The sequence below is a fragment of the Acuticoccus sp. I52.16.1 genome (genome assembly GCF_022865125.1).
GTDB lineage: Bacteria > Pseudomonadota > Alphaproteobacteria > Rhizobiales > Amorphaceae > Acuticoccus.
Genome location: NZ_CP094828.1, coordinates 1404187 through 1420960 on the forward strand (window position 1 = coordinate 1404187; position 16774 = coordinate 1420960).

The 16774-nt window shown below is 69.5% G+C and carries 18 protein-coding genes and 1 riboswitch; of the genes, 4 read left to right on the top strand and 14 right to left on the bottom strand.

Going from position 1 to position 16774, the window contains the following annotated elements; all coding sequences use genetic code 11:
- Window positions 1-167: 167 nt before the first annotated feature.
- Window positions 168-869 (top strand): hypothetical protein, encoded by a 702-nt coding sequence (locus tag MRB58_RS06325; RefSeq protein ID WP_244780878.1) that lies wholly within the window; start codon window positions 168-170, stop codon window positions 867-869.
- Between the two features lie 56 nt (window positions 870-925).
- On the opposite strand, the gene MRB58_RS06330 is transcribed toward MRB58_RS06325, so the two are convergent.
- The 6 genes from MRB58_RS06330 to MRB58_RS06355 all read right to left on the bottom strand — a co-directional run bounded on the left by MRB58_RS06330 (window position 926) and on the right by MRB58_RS06355 (window position 6451).
- Window positions 926-2245 carry a branched-chain amino acid ABC transporter permease gene (locus tag MRB58_RS06330; protein WP_244780879.1) on the bottom strand — a complete coding sequence of 440 codons (1320 nt, stop codon included), beginning with the start codon at window positions 2243-2245 and terminating at the stop codon, window positions 926-928.
- Window positions 2242-3255 (bottom strand): branched-chain amino acid ABC transporter permease, encoded by a 1014-nt coding sequence (locus tag MRB58_RS06335; protein ID WP_244780880.1) that lies wholly within the window; start codon window positions 3253-3255, stop codon window positions 2242-2244. The genes MRB58_RS06330 and MRB58_RS06335 overlap by 4 nt, the downstream gene beginning before the upstream one ends.
- Window position 3256: 1 nt before the next feature.
- A complete protein-coding gene (locus MRB58_RS06340) occupies window positions 3257-3961 on the bottom strand; it encodes an ABC transporter ATP-binding protein (protein ID WP_244780881.1) in 705 nt (234 codons plus the stop codon).
- A gap of 22 nt (window positions 3962-3983) precedes the next feature.
- Window positions 3984-4310: a hypothetical protein gene (locus MRB58_RS06345; protein WP_244780882.1), complete on the bottom strand. Its 327-nt coding sequence runs from the start codon at window positions 4308-4310 to the stop codon at window positions 3984-3986.
- Window positions 4311-4328: 18 nt separating this feature from the next.
- A complete protein-coding gene (locus tag MRB58_RS06350) occupies window positions 4329-5156 on the bottom strand; it encodes an ABC transporter ATP-binding protein (RefSeq protein WP_244780883.1) in 828 nt (275 codons plus the stop codon).
- A 107-nt stretch (window positions 5157-5263) separates the two neighbouring features.
- Window positions 5264-6451: an ABC transporter substrate-binding protein gene (locus tag MRB58_RS06355; RefSeq protein WP_244780884.1), complete on the bottom strand. Its 1188-nt coding sequence runs from the start codon at window positions 6449-6451 to the stop codon at window positions 5264-5266.
- A gap of 528 nt (window positions 6452-6979) precedes the next feature.
- On the opposite strand from MRB58_RS06355, the gene MRB58_RS24810 reads away from it, so the two are divergent.
- Window positions 6980-7111, top strand: a complete 132-nt coding sequence (locus MRB58_RS24810) for a hypothetical protein (protein ID WP_256461706.1) — start codon at window positions 6980-6982, stop codon at window positions 7109-7111.
- A 127-nt stretch (window positions 7112-7238) separates the two neighbouring features.
- On the top strand, window positions 7239-7949 hold the full coding sequence (locus MRB58_RS06360) for a ribonuclease activity regulator RraA (protein ID WP_244780885.1): 711 nt from the start codon (window positions 7239-7241) through the stop codon (window positions 7947-7949).
- Window positions 7950-7992: 43 nt separating this feature from the next.
- Here MRB58_RS06360 and MRB58_RS06365 read toward each other — a convergent pair whose 3' ends face one another.
- The 4 genes from MRB58_RS06365 to MRB58_RS06380 form a co-directional block, all read right to left on the bottom strand.
- Window positions 7993-8631 carry a Crp/Fnr family transcriptional regulator gene (locus MRB58_RS06365; protein ID WP_244780886.1) on the bottom strand — a complete coding sequence of 213 codons (639 nt, stop codon included), beginning with the start codon at window positions 8629-8631 and terminating at the stop codon, window positions 7993-7995.
- 277 nt (window positions 8632-8908) lie between these two features.
- A complete protein-coding gene (locus MRB58_RS06370) occupies window positions 8909-9730 on the bottom strand; it encodes a L,D-transpeptidase (RefSeq protein WP_244780887.1) in 822 nt (273 codons plus the stop codon).
- Between the two features lie 129 nt (window positions 9731-9859).
- Window positions 9860-10702 (bottom strand): DUF2927 domain-containing protein, encoded by an 843-nt coding sequence (locus tag MRB58_RS06375; protein WP_244780888.1) that lies wholly within the window; start codon window positions 10700-10702, stop codon window positions 9860-9862.
- Between the two features lie 224 nt (window positions 10703-10926).
- Window positions 10927-12003 carry a BMP family ABC transporter substrate-binding protein gene (locus MRB58_RS06380; RefSeq protein ID WP_244780889.1) on the bottom strand — a complete coding sequence of 359 codons (1077 nt, stop codon included), beginning with the start codon at window positions 12001-12003 and terminating at the stop codon, window positions 10927-10929.
- A 140-nt stretch (window positions 12004-12143) separates the two neighbouring features.
- A riboswitch (cobalamin riboswitch) is annotated at window positions 12144-12371 on the top strand.
- Between the two features lie 49 nt (window positions 12372-12420).
- Here MRB58_RS06380 and MRB58_RS06385 point away from each other — a divergent pair.
- Window positions 12421-13098, top strand: a complete 678-nt coding sequence (locus MRB58_RS06385; protein ID WP_244780890.1) for an energy-coupling factor ABC transporter permease — start codon at window positions 12421-12423, stop codon at window positions 13096-13098.
- A 71-nt stretch (window positions 13099-13169) separates the two neighbouring features.
- Here the strand turns inward: MRB58_RS06385 and MRB58_RS06390 are convergent, their stop codons facing one another.
- The 4 genes from MRB58_RS06390 to MRB58_RS06405 all read right to left on the bottom strand — a co-directional run bounded on the left by MRB58_RS06390 (window position 13170) and on the right by MRB58_RS06405 (window position 16750).
- On the bottom strand, window positions 13170-13718 hold the full coding sequence (locus MRB58_RS06390; protein ID WP_244780891.1) for a GNAT family N-acetyltransferase: 549 nt from the start codon (window positions 13716-13718) through the stop codon (window positions 13170-13172).
- Window positions 13719-13839: 121 nt separating this feature from the next.
- The gene (locus MRB58_RS06395; protein ID WP_371747239.1) at window positions 13840-14868 is read right to left on the bottom strand and encodes an ABC transporter ATP-binding protein; all 1029 of its coding nucleotides are present in this window, start codon (window positions 14866-14868) and stop codon (window positions 13840-13842) included.
- Window positions 14865-15860, bottom strand: coding sequence for an ABC transporter ATP-binding protein (locus MRB58_RS06400; protein ID WP_244780892.1), 996 nt, complete (start codon window positions 15858-15860; stop codon window positions 14865-14867). Before MRB58_RS06400 ends, MRB58_RS06395 begins: the two co-directional genes overlap by 4 nt.
- Complete coding sequence (locus MRB58_RS06405) at window positions 15857-16750, bottom strand: homocysteine S-methyltransferase family protein (protein WP_244780893.1); 894 nt, start codon at window positions 16748-16750, stop codon at window positions 15857-15859. Before MRB58_RS06405 ends, MRB58_RS06400 begins: the two co-directional genes overlap by 4 nt.
- Between the last annotated feature and the right edge of the window lie 24 nt (window positions 16751-16774).

The following is a 16774-nucleotide window of genomic DNA, read 5'->3' on the forward strand; positions in this document are numbered from 1 at the left end:
CGGCGGTTGGTCACCGGACTGGTCGAACCAACGTGTCAGCCCCAAACTAATACAACATCGAGGCAACCGGAGTGCACGATGTCGATGCCGCGTGCAGTGTTGCCGAGCACACTTAAGCCGGCCGACGACGGGCATAGCGTGTCGTCGGCCAACGGAGAGTGGAACGAATGTCTCTGTCGCAAGCCCTGTCGTTCGCGGCGCTCAACCTCGTCGCCGTCACCCCGGTGGAAATCCGCCGTCAGGTCGCCGTGTGCGTGGCGTTCGAGCCGCTCGGCGTGTCGATGGGTGACGCGCCGCATCTCGCGATCCTCTACAGCAAGCGCAATTGGCTGGCGGCGCAGGATCTCGGTGCGGCGGTGGAGGACGAGTTCGCCGGCGCCAAGTCGGTGCTGACACGGATCCACTCGGAGTGCCTGCTCGGCGACGCGTTCGGCTCCTCGATGTGCGACTGCGGCAGCCAGATGCGCACCGCGATGGAGGCGATGGCCGAGCAGCGCGAGGGGATCTTCATCTACCTGCGCCAGGAGGGCCGCGGCATCGGCATGCGCGCCAAGCTCGACTGCCTGGCGTTGCAGTACGGCTTCGTGGACGGCAAGCGCACCCAGCGGCGCCACACCTCCGACGAGGCCAACCTCGCCCTAGGCCACGACATCGACGAACGCTCGTTCGACATCGCCGGCAAGCTGATCCGGGCGCTCGACATCGCCTCGGTCCGGCTCGTCACCGGCAACCCACGCAAGATGGCCGACCTCGAGGCCGCGGGCGTCACCATCGCCTCGACGGTGGACCTTTGGGACGGCTGCATGTCGACCCGCGCGGCCGAGGAACTGGCCGAGAAGGTGGCCCGCGGCTACACCTACGAGCGCTGAGCCGGGCCGCCCTGCGAGGGCCCCGGCCGACGTGCGGGCGGATCGGGCCCGGCCGGTCAGGTCCGGTCGGTTTCCGGGATGATGCCGCGCGGGGCGAAGCGCAGCACCACCAGCAGCAGGACGCCCATCACGATGTAGCGCATGTGCGAGGCGTTCTGCAGGAGGTGCTGGCGGATCGACGAGCCGTCGCCCAGCCCGCGCGTCGCCCAGTCGATTAGGAAGGTGCCGACCGGCTCGGCCTCCACCCACGCGAACCAGATGATGAACGCGCCCACCGTGGCGCCCCAGTTGTTGCCCGCCCCGCCGACGATCACCATCACCCAGATCAGGAAGGTGAAGCGCAGCGGCTGGTAGGCCGTCGGCACGAACTGCCCGTCGAGCGTGACGAGCATCGCCCCCGCCACGCCGATCAGCCCGGAACCGACGACGAACACCAGGAGGTGCAGCCGCTTGACGTCCTTGCCCATGGCGTTGGCGGCGGTCTCGTTGTCGCGCACGGCGCGCATGGTGCGCCCCCAGGGCGAGGCGAGCGCCCGTTCGGCCAGCCACAGGATGAGCCCCAGGACCACCACGAAGAGCCCGATATAGCCGAGCTTGACCACCATCGAGGAGAGCGGGATCGCCGGCATGCCGAGCGTGTCGACGAGGGACTGGAACCACTCGGTGGTCCGCATGTCGACCTCGTAGGGCACCGGGCGCGGCAGGCCGACGACGTTCTTCACTCCGCGCGCCAGCCAGTCCTCGTTCATCAGGACGGCGATGATGATCTCCGAGACGCCGAGCGTCGCGATGGCGAGGTAGTCCGCCCGCAGCCCCAGCGCGATCTTGCCGATGACGAAGGCCGCGGCCGCCGCCAGCAGACCGCCAACGACCCAGGCCAGGAGCACCGGCAGCCCCATGCCGCCGAGGTAGCCTTCCATCGCCGGGTTGACGCCCTCGACCGCCTCGACCGAGGGGCCGAGCACCTCCATCCCGGCCCAGAGGCCGGCCACGACGAGCACGACCGTCAGCAGCGCTTTGGCGATGCGCCCGCTCACCAGCCTGCGGGCCGCCACCGTGACGGCTGCCGTCGCCAGCAGCACGAAGAGACCGAAGAGGACGCCGGGCCCGCCGACCTCCCACGCCGCGTCCACCGTCGGCACCGCGACGATCACCACCGCGACGCCGCCCAGCGCCGTGAACCCCATGACGCCGAAGTTGACGAGCCCGGCGTAACCCCACTGCACGTTCACGCCGAGCGCCATGATCGCCGAGACGAGGCACATGTTCATGATCGTCAGCGCGACCGTCCAGCTCTGGACGAAGCCGGTCACCGCCACGAGGACGAAGAAGATCGCGAACGGCAGCACCGTGCGCAGCGGAGAATTCTTCGTCATGCGGGCCTCCTGTTGAAGAGGCCTTGTGGCCGTATGAGCAGCGTGATCACCAGGATCACGAACGCAACCGCGAATTTGTACTCGGTGCCCAGGAGCTGGACGAGGCCGTCCGGCATCCAACCGTCGGGCAGGAGGTGGTCGAGAAAACGCTTGTAGGCGTAGGTGGTCAGCACCTCGGCGAAGGCGATGACGTAGCCGCCGACGATGGCGCCGATCGGCGAGCCGAGCCCGCCGACGATCGCCGCCGCGAAGATCGGCAGCAACAGCTCCTGAAAGACGAACGGCTTGTAGCTCTTGTCGAGCCCGTAGAGGACGCCGGCGACGACGGCGAGCGTCCCCGACAGCATCCACGCGATCATCACCACGCGCCCGGCGTCGATGCCGGAGAGGGTCGCCAGGTCCTCGTTGTCGGCGTAGGCGCGCATGGACTTGCCGGTGCGCGTCTTCTGCAGGAACAGGAAGAGGGCGACCACGCAGATCAGCGCCGTCACCAGGGTGACGACCTGGGTGGTCTTGAGCGCCAGCCCCTCGTCGAGCCCGGTCGCCTCCTTGAAGTCGCGGACGTTGAAGACGAAGCGGGCGCCGTCGGTGAAGATCTGGTCGTTCGGGCCGATGATGAAGCGGATGAGACCGGCCGTCACGAACATCACGCCGATGGAGGCGATGATGAAGATCACCTGATCCGACCGCTTTTCGCGATAATAGCTGTAGACCACCTTGTCGGTGACGAGGACGAGGCCGACGGTGAAGAGAATGCCGACCGGGAGCGCCAGCAGCGCGGTGGGGAGCGGGTCGATCGACACGCCCCAGGACTGCAGCCCCCAGGTGACGAAGATCGTCACCATGGCGCCGATCGACATCGTCTCGCCGTGCGCGAAGTTGGAGAACCTGAGGACCGCGAAGATCAAGGTGACGCCGAGCGCGCCGAGCGCCAGCTGCGAGCCGTAGGCCGCGCCGGGCACGAGGGCGAAGTTGGCGATCAGGACGACCGCGTTGAGGAACCCTTCCACGTCAGCCTCCGAGGAAGGTGCGGCGCACGTCCGGGTCGGCGAGCAGGGCCTCTCCGGTGTCGGTGTGCGCGTTGGTGCCATGTTGCAGGACGTAGCCGCGCGTCGCGATCTCGAGCGCCTGCTTGGCGTTCTGCTCGACCATCAGGACGGCGATGCCGGTCCTGGCGACGTCGATGATGCGGTCGAACAGCTCGTCCATCACGATGGGAGAGACGCCCGCGGTCGGCTCGTCCAGCATCAGGAGCGAAGGCTTGGTCATCAGTGCGCGGCCGACCGCGACCTGCTGGCGCTGCCCGCCCGACAATTCGCCCGCCGGCTGCCGGCGCTTCTCGGCCAGCACCGGGAAGAGGCCGTACACTTCGTCCATGGTCGCCGTGTAGTCGTCGCGGCGGATGAAGGCGCCCATCTCGAGGTTCTCTTCCACCGTCATGGACGGGAAGACGTTGCGGACCTGCGGCACGAAGCTCATGCCGTTCTTGACGCGGTCGGTCGGCTTCATGGCGGTGAGGTCGGCACCGTCGAGGGAGATGGCGCCCGCCCGCAGGCGCAGCATGCCGAAGATCGCCTTCATGGCGGTGGACTTGCCCGCGCCGTTGGGGCCGACGATCACCGCGATCTCGCCGCGGTCGGCCTCCACCGTGCAGCCCTGGAGGATGTCCTCCGCGCCGTAGCCGCCGCGCATGTCGCGGGCGATGAGAAAGCTCATCGGCTCATGCTCTCCAAATCGTTCATCGCGCCTCGTCCGGCACCCCGGCCAGGGTCGCCAGCGGCGGCACATAGGGAAGTCGCGTCAGGACGCGGCTGGTGCGGTTCACCTCGGTGATGGCGCGCGTCACGCACTCGGTGCTCGGCGCCGATCCCCAGCGCCGGCAGACCCATTCGGGCGAATCGAACGGCCGCAGAAAGTTCGCCCCGCGCACGATGGCGACGAACCCGTCCGGGATCCCCGGCCGCGGCGCGATCACGAAGAGGCGAAAGCCGAGCACCGGCGTCAGCGCCGCGGCGATCAGGAGGAAGATCACCGCGATCATCGCATATCGCATGGGGCGAGACATGGCGGTGCACCCCCTCCGTCACGCCGGCGCCTGGTGGCCGGGGCCGGGGCCGGGGCCGGAGGCGTCGACGCTCTTCGGCCGGGCGTGCCTGGAGCCGGTCCCGAGATAGGCCTCGATCACCGCCTCGTCGGCCATGATCTCCTCGGACGTTCCTTCGGCGAGCACCGCGCCTTCGGCCATGACGATCACCGGGTCGCAGAGCCGGGCGATGAAGTCCATGTCGTGCTCGATGACGCAGAAGGTGTAGCCGCGCTCTTGCCGGAGGCGCTGGATCACCTCGGCGATGGTGCCGAGCAGCGTGCGGTTCACCCCCGCGCCGACCTCGTCGAGGAAGACGATCTTGGCATCGACCATCATCGTGCGGCCGAGTTCCAGGAGCTTCTTCTGACCACCGGAGAGGTTTTCGGCGCGCTCGTTCGCGAGATGCGACAGGGTGAGGAATTCCAGAACCTCGTCGGCCTTGTCGCGCAGCTCGGCCTCGTGGGCGGTGACGCGGGCGGGCCGGAACCAGGCGTTGAAGAGGTTCTCGCCCGGCTGAAAGGCGGGCACCATCATCAGGTTCTCGCGAACGGGGAGCGAGTGGAATTCCTGGGCGAGCTGGAAGGTGCGCAGGAGGCCGCGGCGGAAGAGTTCATGCGGGGCGAGGCCGGTGACGTCCCGCCCGTCCAGCATCACGCGGCCGGCGGTGGGCGGGTAGAGCCCCGCGATCACGTTGAACAGCGTCGACTTGCCGGCGCCGTTGGGGCCGATCAATCCGGTGATCGTGTTGCGGCCGATCGACAGGGACACGTCGCGCACGGCGTGGATGCCGCCGAACCACTTGTCGAGGCCCTCGACGGCGATCATCGCGTCCGCGCTCGTCGCATCGCCCCGATGCGACGGGCCGGCGACCTTTCGCTCGCCGGCCGCAATGGTGGAGCCGGCCGTCTCAGCGGCCGGCGTGGCGGGGGTGATCAACGATACTGCACCGTCTCGATGGCGCCGTCCTTCACCTCGATCTCGCGGAACGAGCCGCCGGACTCGCCACCGTTGATCAGCTCGACGGACGAGGCGCCGACGTAGTCGATGTCGCCGCCGCCGGCGATGATCTCGAGCGCCTTGCCCAGTTCGCCCGGCAGGATCTGCTCGCCGGGGGCGTTGGCCAGCTCCATGATGGCGCTCTTGTAGGTGGCGGGGTCGGTCGAGCCGGTCTTCTGCATCGCGAGCATCATCAGCGCGGCGCCGTCATAGGCCTCGGGCGCGTAGACGCCGGTCGCATTGCCGGCCTCCTCGGAGAGCTTGGCGAAGATCTGCGAGCCTTCCGAGTCCGAGCCCGGCAGCACGCCGTAGGAGCCGTCGAGATCGTCGCCGATGGCCTCGACGAGCGCCTCGCCGACCATGCCGTCGGGCAGGAAGAAGGTGTCGAACGCGCCGGAGTCGAGCGAGGCCTGGATGATGCCGCGGCCGCCCTGGTCGAGGTAGCCGGCGACGATCAGGATGTCGCCGCCTGCGGAGGCGAGCGCGGCGACTTCGGCCGAGTAGTCGCCCTTGCCGTCCTCGTGCGGGGCGTTGATCGTGATCTCGATGCCCTTCTCCTCGGCGGCCGCGGCGATCGAGTCGGCCAGACCCTTGCCGTAGTCGTTGTTGGTGAAGGTCAGCGCGGCGGAGGAGACGCCCTTGTCGGTCAGGATGTCGGCGATGATGACGCCCTGGCGCGCGTCGGACGGCGCCGTGCGGAAGAAGAGCCCGTCATCCTCGACCGAGGTCAGCGCCGGCGAAGTGGCCGACGGGGAGATCATCACGATGCCGTTGGGGATGGCGACGTTCTGCAGGACCGCACCGGTCACGCCCGAGCACATCGCGCCGACGATGCCGTTGACGCCGTCGGAGGTGACGAGGCGCTCGCCGGCGGTGGTGGCGGCGCCGGCGTCGATGCAGGTGTCGTCGCCGCGCACGGAGGTGACGGAGCCGCCGTCCATGAACTTACCGGAGTCGTTGACCTCGGCGATGGCGAGCTCGGCGCCCAGCGCCATGGCGGGCGACAGGCTTTCCAGCGGACCGGTGAAGCCGAGCAGGATGCCGATCTTGGCGTCGTCGGCGAGGACGGGCGCGGCGGTGACGAGTGCGGCGGCGCTGACCAGCGCCATGAGGGTGGTTTTCATCTTTGGCTCCTCAGGCGAGCATTTTCGCTTGGCATGAAGCCTGACCATAGGCCTTGCCGCTTCGCAAGATGGTGCCGCCCCCTCTCGCGCCATCGCGCCGTCACGCGGCCGTCACGCCCCGCCCACGGCGCCGGTGTCACCCGGACGCCGCACTGCACGTCCCTGTGAAGCGAAATCCACCGCTTGTGATGACCGCCGCCCTGGCACGCCCCCGACCTCGATGCTACCTGCCCGTCGACCACGACGGCCCGCCGCCCGCGCGGCTCATGAGGACATTTTACGATTAACCAAAGAAACAGTGCCGCCTACGCCTGTTTTGCTTTACGTGATATTCACCACCGGACGAGGCCGATCGTGTATATGGGTCGGGAGATCTGTCGCGGGGCGTCGCAACCTCTTAGAGTTTGCGCGCGAATGTCCCACCCGCGCTGGATCATGTGTCTCATCCACTCCGCATGAAATTCAGTCAGCGTGGCCTGAAACCAATCGGTGACGGTGCCCGTTGTTGTGGCGCATAGGAAAAGAACGATGCCGCAAGACAAAGACCACCTCGAAACTCCCTCTTCCGAGACGGCCCAGTCCCCCCTCCCCGAATACCTGATCCTGCTGGCCCTCGTCGCCGGCAGCCTGACGGCCGGCATCAACGCCTTTCCGTTCTGATCGACGCGCGGCATCCGCCCGCGCACGACCGGACACCGACTCCCGGGGCGTTGCGCATGCCCCGTGGTGGATTGACCAGAGGCCCGTCCGTCGCCGAGGAAGTAGGCGACAATAAAGGGCCACCGGAATGACCACCGAACTCGACCCCCGCCAGATCCTCGAGGGGGTCACCACGGCGACGATTACCACCATCCTCCTGAAGAAGGGCCTGCGGAACGTGTGGATCCGCGGCGCACGGCCGACCCGTGAGGGGCAGAAGCGCCTCGTCGGCCGGGCCTTCACGCTGCGCTTCGTGCCGGCGCGCGAGGACCTCGCCACCCCCGCCTCCTGGGCTTCTCCGATCTCCACCCGCGCCGCCATCGAGGCGATGCCGGAAGACGCGATCGTCGTCGCCGGCGCGATGGGGATCACCGACGCCGGCATCTTCGGCGACATCCTGTGCGCGCGGATGGCCAAGCGCGGCGTCGCCGGCCTCGTGACCGATGGCGTGATGCGCGACGCAGCGGGCGTCCTGGCGACCGGGCTGCCGGTGTGGTGCGATGGGGCAGCCGCGCCCCCCTCCGTGGCCGGGCTGACCTTCGTCGGCTGGCAGGAGCCGATCGGCTGCGGCGGCGTCGCCGTGTTCCCGGACGATCTCGTAGTGGTGGACGACGACGGCGCGGTGATCATCCCGGCCGCCCTGGTCGAGGCCGTGTGCGCCGAGGCGCCCGAGCAGGAGCGCATGGAGGCCTGGATCATGACCGAGGTCGACCGCGGCGTTCCCCTCCCCGGCCTCTACCCGATGAACGACGAGACCAAGGCCCGCTACGAAGCCGCCAAGGCCGCCGGCAAAGCCTGATCCGCGGGCCGCACCACGGGCGCGGGGCTGCGGCCCCGCGCGATCAGATCGTGGCGAGGGCGCGCAGGACCGATGCGTTCTCGATGCAGTAGTAGCCCGAGATCCGGCTGATGTGCCCCTCGCGCTTCCAGTCGTTGAGGACGCGCGAGACGTTCTCGCGCGCCGCGCCGACCATCGCCGCGAGGTCCGCCTGGCTGATCTTGTGGTGCACCAAAGTGCGCCCCTGGCCGACGTCCTTGCCGAAGAGGTCGGCCAGGTGCAGCAGGGTCTGCGCCACACGGCCGGCGAGCGGCAGCAGCGAGCGCGCCGCCAGCGACGCGTTGGACGCGCGCAGCCGCTTGCCGACGATCGCCAGCATGTGCCGATAGACGAGGGGATTGTCGTCGGCGAAGCGGTAGACGGCGGACTTGTCGAAGAAGGCGACGCGGGAGGCCTTGGCGGCGACGACGCTCGCCGAGCGCGGCTGCCCGTCGAACAGCGACATCTCGCCGAAGATCGCGCCGGGGGAGAGGATGGCGAGCACCTGCTCGTTCTCCTCGCCGCGCAGCACGACGCGCAGCGAGCCTTCCAGCAAGGCGTAGAACCCGTCGCCGGGGTCGCCGGCCTCGAACACCGACTGGCCGGACTTGACGGGGCGCGTGCGCGCGACTTTCGTCAGCTCTTCCGCCAGGTCTTCCGGCAATCCGTCAAGCGCGACACTTTGGGAAAGAACTTGCGGATTGACGCGCATCATCCCTCGCCGAGTTGGGCCGCTCCCGCCTGCGCGGCCGTGCCACAGTAGGAAAGACTCGCACGATTTTGCAATGAAGAATGTTGCGCGACTGATGAAGTCGGCAAACGCGCCGGCCCACCGGCGTGATCGCCCGCCGGTGCGCCGGGGCTGATCAAGACACCGTTCGCCGGAGACTTCGCCGGCGGGTACCCGTCGCGCCCGCCGACGCCGCGTCGCGGCGCGCGCCTCAGCGCCTGACGATCACCTTGGTGCCGACGTCGACGCGGGCGTAGAGGTCCATGACGTCCTCGTTGCGCATGCGAATGCAGCCGGAGGACACCTCGTGGCCGATCGTCCAGGGGGCGTTGGAGCCGTGGATGCGGTAGAGCGTCGAGCCGAGATACATGGCCCGCGCGCCGAGCGGGTTGTCCGGTCCACCTTCCATGTAGGCCGGCAGTTCGGGTTGCCGCTTGCGCATCTGCGCCGGCGGGGTCCAGCCCGGCCATTCGCGCTTCGAGGTGATGCGATGCGTCCCCGCCCACTGGAAGCCCGGACGACCGACGCCGACGCCATATCGCTTGGCCGTGCCGCCCGGCATCGCGAGGTAGAGGTACTTCTCCTCGGTGTCGATGACGATCGTGCCGGGGGCGTAGCCGCTGAACGCCACCTCGGTCGGCAGGAACTGCGGGTCGATCTGGCGCGAGCTCGGCGCGTTGGCGCTGGCGGGCACGGTCGCGGCGCGGTGGATCACCTGGCGCTGCTCGGCGGCCGAGGTCGGATCCAGCGGCATCACGCGGCCGGCGACCATGCGGTAGCGCGGCGCGGACTGGGCGGTGGCGACGGTGGAGACGCCCGGCGCCGTCACGGTCACGCGCGGCTGCGTGGCGGCGACGCGCTGCTGCGTCGTCGACGTCACCGGAGCGACCGTGGTGCTCGCCTTCGACTGGTGCTCGCGCAGCGTCTGGATCCACCAGGCACGATCACCGTCGGCGGATGCGGGCAGCGCCAAGCCGATCGCGAGCGCCACGCCGAACGTGCCGCTCGCAAGACGCGTGAAGTGATGAGACATACGGCACAATCCCTTTCTCAGCTGACCGGGTCCAACGGGATACGCGACCATGATATGTTCGCGCTGGTTGATTTCGGCCACTCACAGTGGCGAGAGAACGGAGATTTTGTGCCGAATGTGATTTTATGGTTACGGATCGGTAAACGCGACGTGATGTGTAACGGCCGGACGCCGCGCCATAATTTCCGGAAGACGCTGCCGGACGTCGGCGATCACGGCCGGTAAAATTGCCGCGACCTCGTCGATCCGCATGCCCGCTTGCACGCGCGGGTCGTACAGCATGTTCAGGATATACCAGTCAAACACACCGAACACGTTCACGTCGGACGAGTCGTTGAAGATCGAATCCGGCAGGTCGTCGCTGTCGTTGGCGGGGCCGAGGCTCTGGGAGATCTCCTCCACCATGCAGTGGGCGAGCGGCGTGAACCCCTCGTCGGCGACGAGGAAGACGAACGCCTGCTCGATCCCCGTCCGCCGCGCCGCGATGACCGCCGAGCAGGCGTTGATCTCGAGGAAGGCGGTGTCGATCCCCGGCCAGACCTTGGCGCGGATGGTGGGGATATAATCGCGCCGGTCGATCAGATAGATGACCATCTGCGCCGTCTCGGGCGAGAGGGCCTGGGCGATCGTCAGCCCCTCGACCGCGTCCGATAGGTCGGCCAGGAAGGCGCGCACGCTGGCCGCGTAGTTGCTGCTGGCGCCGTTGACGATGGTGTAGCCCACCGGGCCGGTGAACTTCTTCACGACGCTTGCCGCCTCGAGGTCGCGCAGCGTGTTGCCGTCTTCCGCGCCGAAAACCGTGAGCATGAAGCCGTCGATCAGCTCGGCGTCACCGTAGGGGGTCTGCGCGGTGCCGCGGGCTGGGGCACCGAGGAGCGCGCCCGCCAGGACGATGGCGACGAGAGCGGCCCGGACCAGACCGGACGACCGAGGGTCCCGGCCGCGACACGACCGGTTCAGCGCAAGGCGCATGTTGCGGGATCTCCCTCCCCCTACGCTCGGGTGCGGCGCGTCCCGGTGCGCCGCCGGCACAACCTCTCCGTAGAGAATACCGGGCGACACGGCGGCGTTCCCGCACGATGCGGGGCGCCGCCTCTCCGGCTCTGCACTCTAAGCGAGAATATGCCGTGCCCGAACGATGCAGCAAGCGCCCGCGGTCGATTGGCCACAGGCGCCCACGGCATCGAGCCGCGAAATTATTGCGGCAGCTGTCCGTCGACGCCCTCGATGTAGAAGTTGAGGCCGAGGAGCTCGCCTTCCGACGCCTCCTTGCCCTCTTCCAGCCAGACCGAGCCGTCCTGCTTGTTGATCGGGCCGGTGAAGGGCTCCAGCTCGCCGGAGGCGATCGCCTTGGCGGTCTCGGCGGCCTTGGCGGCCACGTCGTCGGGCATGTTGGTGTAGGGGGCCATGGCGACGTTGCCGGTGTCGAGGCCGTGCCAGGTGTCCTGCTGCTCCCAGGTCCCGTCCATCACCGCGCCAACGCGCTCGATATAGTAGGGCGCCCAGTCGTCGATGATGGCGGTGAGCTGCGTCTGCGGCCCGAACGCGATCTGATCGGAAGCCTGGCCGAAGGCGTGCACGCCGCGCTCGGCCGCGACCTGCATCGGCGCGGTGGAGTCGGTGTGCTGGGTGATGATGTCGACGCCCTGGTCGATCAATGCGCGCGCCGCGTCGGCCTCGCGCGGCGGGTCGAACCAGGTGTTGACCCAGATGACCTTCAGCTCGAAGTCCGGATCGACCGACTGCGCGCCGAGCAGGAAGGCGTTGATGCCGCGCACCACCTCCGGGATCGGGAAGGAGGCGATGTAGCCGGCCGTCCCCGTCTGCGACACCGCCGCCGCGATCTGCCCGATCACGTAGCGCCCCTCGTAGAACTTCGAGTTGTAGGTGGAGACGTTCGGGTGCTCGCGCTTGTAGCCGGTCGCGTGCTCGAACTTGATGTCGGGGAAGCGGGCGGCGACGCGGTTGGTCGCGTCCATGAAGCCGAACGAGGTGGTAAAGACGATGTCGCAACCCGAGCGGGCCATCCGCTCGATCGCGCGCGCGGCGTCGGCACCCTCGGCGACGTTCTCGAGGTAGGCCGTCTCGACCTTGTCGCCGTATTCCGCCTCGACCGCCTTGCGGCCCTGATCGTGCTGATAGGTCCAGCCGAAGTCACCGACCGAGCCGACGTAGATGAAGCAGGCCTTCGTCGGATCGTCCTGCGCGCTGGCAGGGGCGGCGAGCAAGGCGGCGGCGGCAGTCAAGGCGAAGAGAGGCGCAAAACGCGTCATATCAGGCTCGTCTGTTGTACGTGTCGCGCAACGTTACAATCCGCTTCAGCAAAAAGGAAAGGATTTCGAGGCGCGGCCGCGGTCTCTCACGGCGGCTCTCCACCGTGCGCGATGAAGGACTTGCATCCGCCGCCCGGCTGCGGGACGTTGGCGGCGATGGTTCCCGCCCCGGCAGACGAGTGGGGCGGGTGAAAAGGGAACACGGTGTGGCGTACCCATCAGGGACCGAAACCGTGGCTGCCCCCGCAACTGTATGCGGCGAGCGACATCCCGTGACACCACTGGCCGCGCCCTCGGGCGAGGCTGGGAAGGTGGGATCGAGCTGCGACCCGCGAGCCAGGACACCTGCCATCGTCGTGCGGGCTCGCCCCGCGTCCTGAAATCCCCTTTGCACGGTGGGTGCAGAAAGGTGAACGCATGCATATCGAACCCGGCGTCGTCGACGGCGCCAAGATGGCTCTCGCGGTGGCGACGGCGGCGGCCTCGGCCGGCATCGCCGCCAAGCTGACGTGGGACACGATCCGCGAGGACGGCCCCGTCGCGATGATGACGCGCTCGGTCCTGGCGACCGCGGCGGTCTTCGTCTTCTTCCAGGTCTTCCCGCACTACCCCGTCGGCATCTCCGAGGTGCACCTCATCCTGGGGTCGACGATCTTCCTCGTCTTCGGGGCCGGTCCGGCGGCCATCGGGCTCGCCGTTGGCCTCCTCCTGCAAGGGCTCTTCTTCGCGCCGACCGACCTGCCGATGTTCTTCGTCAACGTGACGACGCTGATCGTGCCGCTGGGCGGCGTGGCGCTGCTGGCCAAGCGCATCATCGCGCCCAGGACGCCTTACGTCGACGTGAGCTACGTGCAGGCGCTGGCGCTGTCGTCCGCCTACCAGGGCGGCATCGTCGCCTGGGTCGCCTTCTGGGCGTTCTACGGCCAGGGCTTCGGCGCGGCCAACCTGGCGAGCGTCGCCAGCTTCGGCGGCGCCTACCTGCTGGTGATCGCGATCGAGCCGCTGGCCGACCTCGCGGTGCTGGCGGCCGCCAAGCTCGGCGCCGGCCTGCTGGGCCGCCCGCTGGTGTCCTCGCGCGTCTACCAGCCGGCCTGACCCTCGGCGGCCGGGGTCACCCGGCCGCTTCCCATCGGCGCCTCTATCGTCGCGTCGCGACCCGCGCGGCGCTATCCACGCGCCACCGCCACGGCCGCCGCGATGCCCGCCTCCTGCGGGGGCCACGGGTCGGCCGCGAGGGGCCCCTCCAGCGGCCGCAGCAGCGCGCGCTGCATCAGCCGGTGCCGCTCCACCGGCCCCGGCATCACGATCCGGTCCCACACCTGCACGAATCCGGACGGCTCGTAGAAGGCCGGATCGCCGACGAGGACGATCGTGTCCGCCTCGGTCGCCGCCGCCTCCTCGATCGAGCGATTGAGGAGCGCGCGGCCGATCCCCTGCTTGGCCGCCGTCTCGGCCACCGCCAGCGGCCCAAGAAGGTAGGCCGGCCTCCCGCCGACGGTCACCGCCGTCTGCCGGATCGCGCCGATCACCAGGCCGTAACGCTCGGCCACGAAGCTGACGCGCGGGTCGTGCAGCACCCCCTCGCGCAGGCGGTAGGCGGTGCGCGAGAAGCGCCCCGGGCCGAACGCGACGCGGTACAACGCCTCGACGGCGTCGTCGTCGCGCGGGGTCTCGGGGCGGATGGTGAGGTCGTTGGGGGGCGGGCGCCCGGGCATGGCGGCTAGCTCTGGCAGTGGGCCGGCCCGTCGGCGGTGGGGCGCTCGGTCATGTCCGGCGCCTAGCACGCGCACGCACGGGCGACAACCGGCCGGCCCCGCTCGCCGCCGTCCCGTCGCCTCAGGCACGCCCCTCGGCGACGGCGTGGCAGGCGACCATCGCCGGGCCCGCGGCCGTCAGCTCCGGCCGTTCGCTGCGGCAGCGCTCGTTCGCGAGCGGACAGCGCGGGTTGAAGGCGCACCCCGGCGGCGGGTCGATCGGGTTGGCGATCTCGCCCACCACCGGCACCCGGTCCCGGCCCGACATGTCGAGGTCCGGCACAGCGCCGAGCAGCATCTGCGTGTAGGGGTGGCGCGGGCTCTCGAACAGGCCCTTCGCCGGCGCCACCTCGGCGAGCCGGCCGAGGTAGAGGACACCGATGCGCGTCGCCATGTGGCGCACGACGGCGAGGTCGTGGCTGATGAAGAGGTAGGTGAGGTCCTGCGCGTCCTGCAGGTCGCGCATCAGGTTGAGGATCTGCGCCTGGACCGAGACGTCGAGCGCGGAAGTCGGCTCGTCGCACACCAGGAAGGTCGGGCTGGAGGCCATCGCCCGTGCGATGCAGATGCGCTGGCGCTGGCCGCCGGAGAACTCGTGCGGGAACTTCTGCCCGTCACGCGGGTCGAGGCCGACGCCGCGCAGCAGCTCGGCGACCATCTCCTTGACCGGCCGCCCCTTGGCGCGGCCGAACGCGCGGATCGGCTCGGCGATGATCCGGTCGACCCGCATGCGCGGGTTGAGGCTGGCGTAGGGGTCCTGGAAGATCATCTGCATGCGCCGCCGCAATTGGCGCAGCGCGGCCGAGTCCCGGCCCACCGGCACCCCCTCGACCACCACCTCCCCCGCCGTCGCCGAGAGGAGCCCGACGACGATCTTGGCGATGGTCGACTTGCCCGACCCGGACTCGCCGACGAGCGCGAAAGTCTCGCCGTGGCGGATCTCGAACGAGACGTCCGAGACCGCCTTCAGGAGCGCGCGCTTCTGCAGGTTGAGCATCCGGTCGAGCCACGGCGCCGAGACGTCGAACGTCTTCGACAGGTGGTCGACCTTGACGATGATGTCGCCGGCACGGGTCGCGGCGGGGAGCGCGGGGGCGGCGGTCTCGCTCATGCCGGTTCCGTGGCGTGCTCGTGCGCGTAGGGCGAGTGCAGCCAGCAGGCGACGCGCGATGCGTCCACCTCCATGGGGTCGGGCCGCTTCAGGACACAGCGCGCGAACGCCTCGGAGCAGCGCGGGTTGAAGGCGCAGCCGGGCGGAATCGCGTCGAGCCGGGGCATCGAGCCGGGGATCTGCCTCAGCCGCGGGTCGGCATGGTCGAGCTTGGGGATCGAGCCCATGAGCCCCACCGTGTAGGGATGCTTGGGCGCGGAGACGACGTCGCGCACCGGGCCGATCTCGGCGACGCGGCCCGAGTAGAGCACGCACACCCGGTCCGCCGTCTCGGCGATCACGCCCATGTCGTGGGTGATCAGCATGACCGAGGCACCGTGCTCGCGGCACATGCGCTTCAGGACGCCGATGATCTGCGCCTGCACCGAGACGTCGAGCGCGGTGGTCGGCTCGTCGGCGATGACCATTACCGGGTCGGCCGCCAGCGCCAGCGCGATGACGACCCGCTGCCGCATGCCGCCGGAGAACTGGTGCGGGTAGGCGTCGATACGGCTCTTGGCGGCGGGGATGCCCACCTCGTCGAGCAGGGCGATGGCGCGCTTGCGGGCGGCGCGGGCACCGAGGCCGAGGTGGGTGCGGATCGTCTGCGTGAGCTGGAAGCCGACGGTGTAGAGCGGGTTGAGGCTCGTCAGCGGGTCCTGGAAGACCATGCCGATGCGCCGCCCGCGGATCCGCCGCATCTCCTCGGCCGGCAGATCGTCGATCCGCCGGCCTTCGAGGCGCACCTCCCCGGCGGCGATGCGGCCCGGCGGGTCGAGCAGGCCGATGATCGCGGCCCCGGTGAGCGACTTGCCGGCCCCCGATTCGCCGACGACGCCGAGCACCTCGCCGGGTGCGATATCGAACGATACGTCGTCGATGGCGCGCAGCACGCCGCGGCGGGTCGGGAACTCGACCTTCAGGCGGCGGACGGAGAGGACGGGTTCGCTCATGGGTGGTCGATCAGCTCCCTCAGGCGGGCGATATGGGCCGGTCCGATCTGGCAGCAGCCGCCGACGATCGTCGCCCCGTTGGCGATCCACCGGGCGACGTGGCGGGCGTAGGTGTCTGGGTCGAGGTCGGCACGCTCGGCGAGGTCGGCCACGCCGGCGGTGAGGCCGAAGCCGTCCGGGATCGGGCCGAAGCCGTTGGCGTAGCCGCCGAAGGGGATCGGCAGGTCGAGCGCGGCGAGCTCGGCCATGGCATATCCCACCGCCTCGGGCATCGAGCAGTTGACGAGGATCGCGTCGATCGGCAGCGGTCCCGCGGCCGAGATCGCCGCCAGCGCCGCCGCCAGCGGCTCACCCCCGCGCAGGCGCGGCGGCCCCTCCTCCTCCAACGTGAACGAGATCCAGGCGCGACGGTCGGTGGTGGCGACGGCGCGTGCGGCCGCGATCGCCTCCGCCGAGGTGGACAGCGTCTCGACGAGGAAGAAGTCCACCCGCGGCGCCAGCATCAGGACGTGCTCGGCATATTCGGCGTCGAGCGTCGCGGTGGGGACGAAATCGGCCTGGTAGGCCTGGCGCAGCGGCGGCACCGAGCCGGCGATCAGTGCCCCCGGATTGATCGCCTCGCGCGCCGCCTCGGCGACCTCGCAGGCGGCCTGGTTGATGGCGGACCAGTGCTCGTCCAGCTTCTCCTGACGCAGCCGCCAGCGGTTGGTGACGTAGGTGTGGGCGGTCAGGATATCCGCCCCCGCCCGCAGGAAGTCCTCGTGCACGGACTGCACCGCGCCCGGCGCGTCGAGCAGCGCACGGGCCGAGAAGATGAGGCTGTCGGCCGGGCCGACGGCGCGTTTGCGCAGCTCCTGGCCCATGCCGCCGTCGAGCAGGCGTACCGTCATCGGCGCTCCTTTCGGGGTCGTGCG

What these genes read in the sequence shown, in the direction of transcription:
- MRB58_RS06345 (WP_244780882.1), bottom strand. Translation starts at nt 4,310, where the DNA reads ATGTCTCGCCCCATGCGATATGCGATGATCGCGGTGATCTTCCTCCTG.
- MRB58_RS06350 (WP_244780883.1), bottom strand. Translation starts at nt 5,156, where the DNA reads ATGATCGCCGTCGAGGGCCTCGACAAGTGGTTCGGCGGCATCCACGCC.
- MRB58_RS06330 (WP_244780879.1), bottom strand. Translation starts at nt 2,245, where the DNA reads ATGACGAAGAATTCTCCGCTGCGCACGGTGCTGCCGTTCGCGATCTTC.
- MRB58_RS06380 (WP_244780889.1), bottom strand. Translation starts at nt 12,003, where the DNA reads ATGACGCGTTTTGCGCCTCTCTTCGCCTTGACTGCCGCCGCCGCCTTG.
- MRB58_RS06405 (WP_244780893.1), bottom strand. Translation starts at nt 16,750, where the DNA reads ATGACGGTACGCCTGCTCGACGGCGGCATGGGCCAGGAGCTGCGCAAA.
- MRB58_RS06340 (WP_244780881.1), bottom strand. Translation starts at nt 3,961, where the DNA reads ATGAGCTTTCTCATCGCCCGCGACATGCGCGGCGGCTACGGCGCGGAG.
- MRB58_RS06370 (WP_244780887.1), bottom strand. Translation starts at nt 9,730, where the DNA reads ATGTCTCATCACTTCACGCGTCTTGCGAGCGGCACGTTCGGCGTGGCG.
- MRB58_RS06325 (WP_244780878.1), top strand. Translation starts at nt 168, where the DNA reads ATGTCTCTGTCGCAAGCCCTGTCGTTCGCGGCGCTCAACCTCGTCGCC.
- MRB58_RS06375 (WP_244780888.1), bottom strand. Translation starts at nt 10,702, where the DNA reads ATGCGCCTTGCGCTGAACCGGTCGTGTCGCGGCCGGGACCCTCGGTCG.
- MRB58_RS06400 (WP_244780892.1), bottom strand. Translation starts at nt 15,860, where the DNA reads ATGAGCGAACCCGTCCTCTCCGTCCGCCGCCTGAAGGTCGAGTTCCCG.
- MRB58_RS24810 (WP_256461706.1), top strand. Translation starts at nt 6,980, where the DNA reads ATGCCGCAAGACAAAGACCACCTCGAAACTCCCTCTTCCGAGACGGCC.
- MRB58_RS06390 (WP_244780891.1), bottom strand. Translation starts at nt 13,718, where the DNA reads ATGCCCGGGCGCCCGCCCCCCAACGACCTCACCATCCGCCCCGAGACC.
- MRB58_RS06360 (WP_244780885.1), top strand. Translation starts at nt 7,239, where the DNA reads ATGACCACCGAACTCGACCCCCGCCAGATCCTCGAGGGGGTCACCACG.
- MRB58_RS06355 (WP_244780884.1), bottom strand. Translation starts at nt 6,451, where the DNA reads ATGAAAACCACCCTCATGGCGCTGGTCAGCGCCGCCGCACTCGTCACC.
- MRB58_RS06395 (WP_371747239.1), bottom strand. Translation starts at nt 14,868, where the DNA reads ATGAGCGAGACCGCCGCCCCCGCGCTCCCCGCCGCGACCCGTGCCGGC.
- MRB58_RS06385 (WP_244780890.1), top strand. Translation starts at nt 12,421, where the DNA reads ATGCATATCGAACCCGGCGTCGTCGACGGCGCCAAGATGGCTCTCGCG.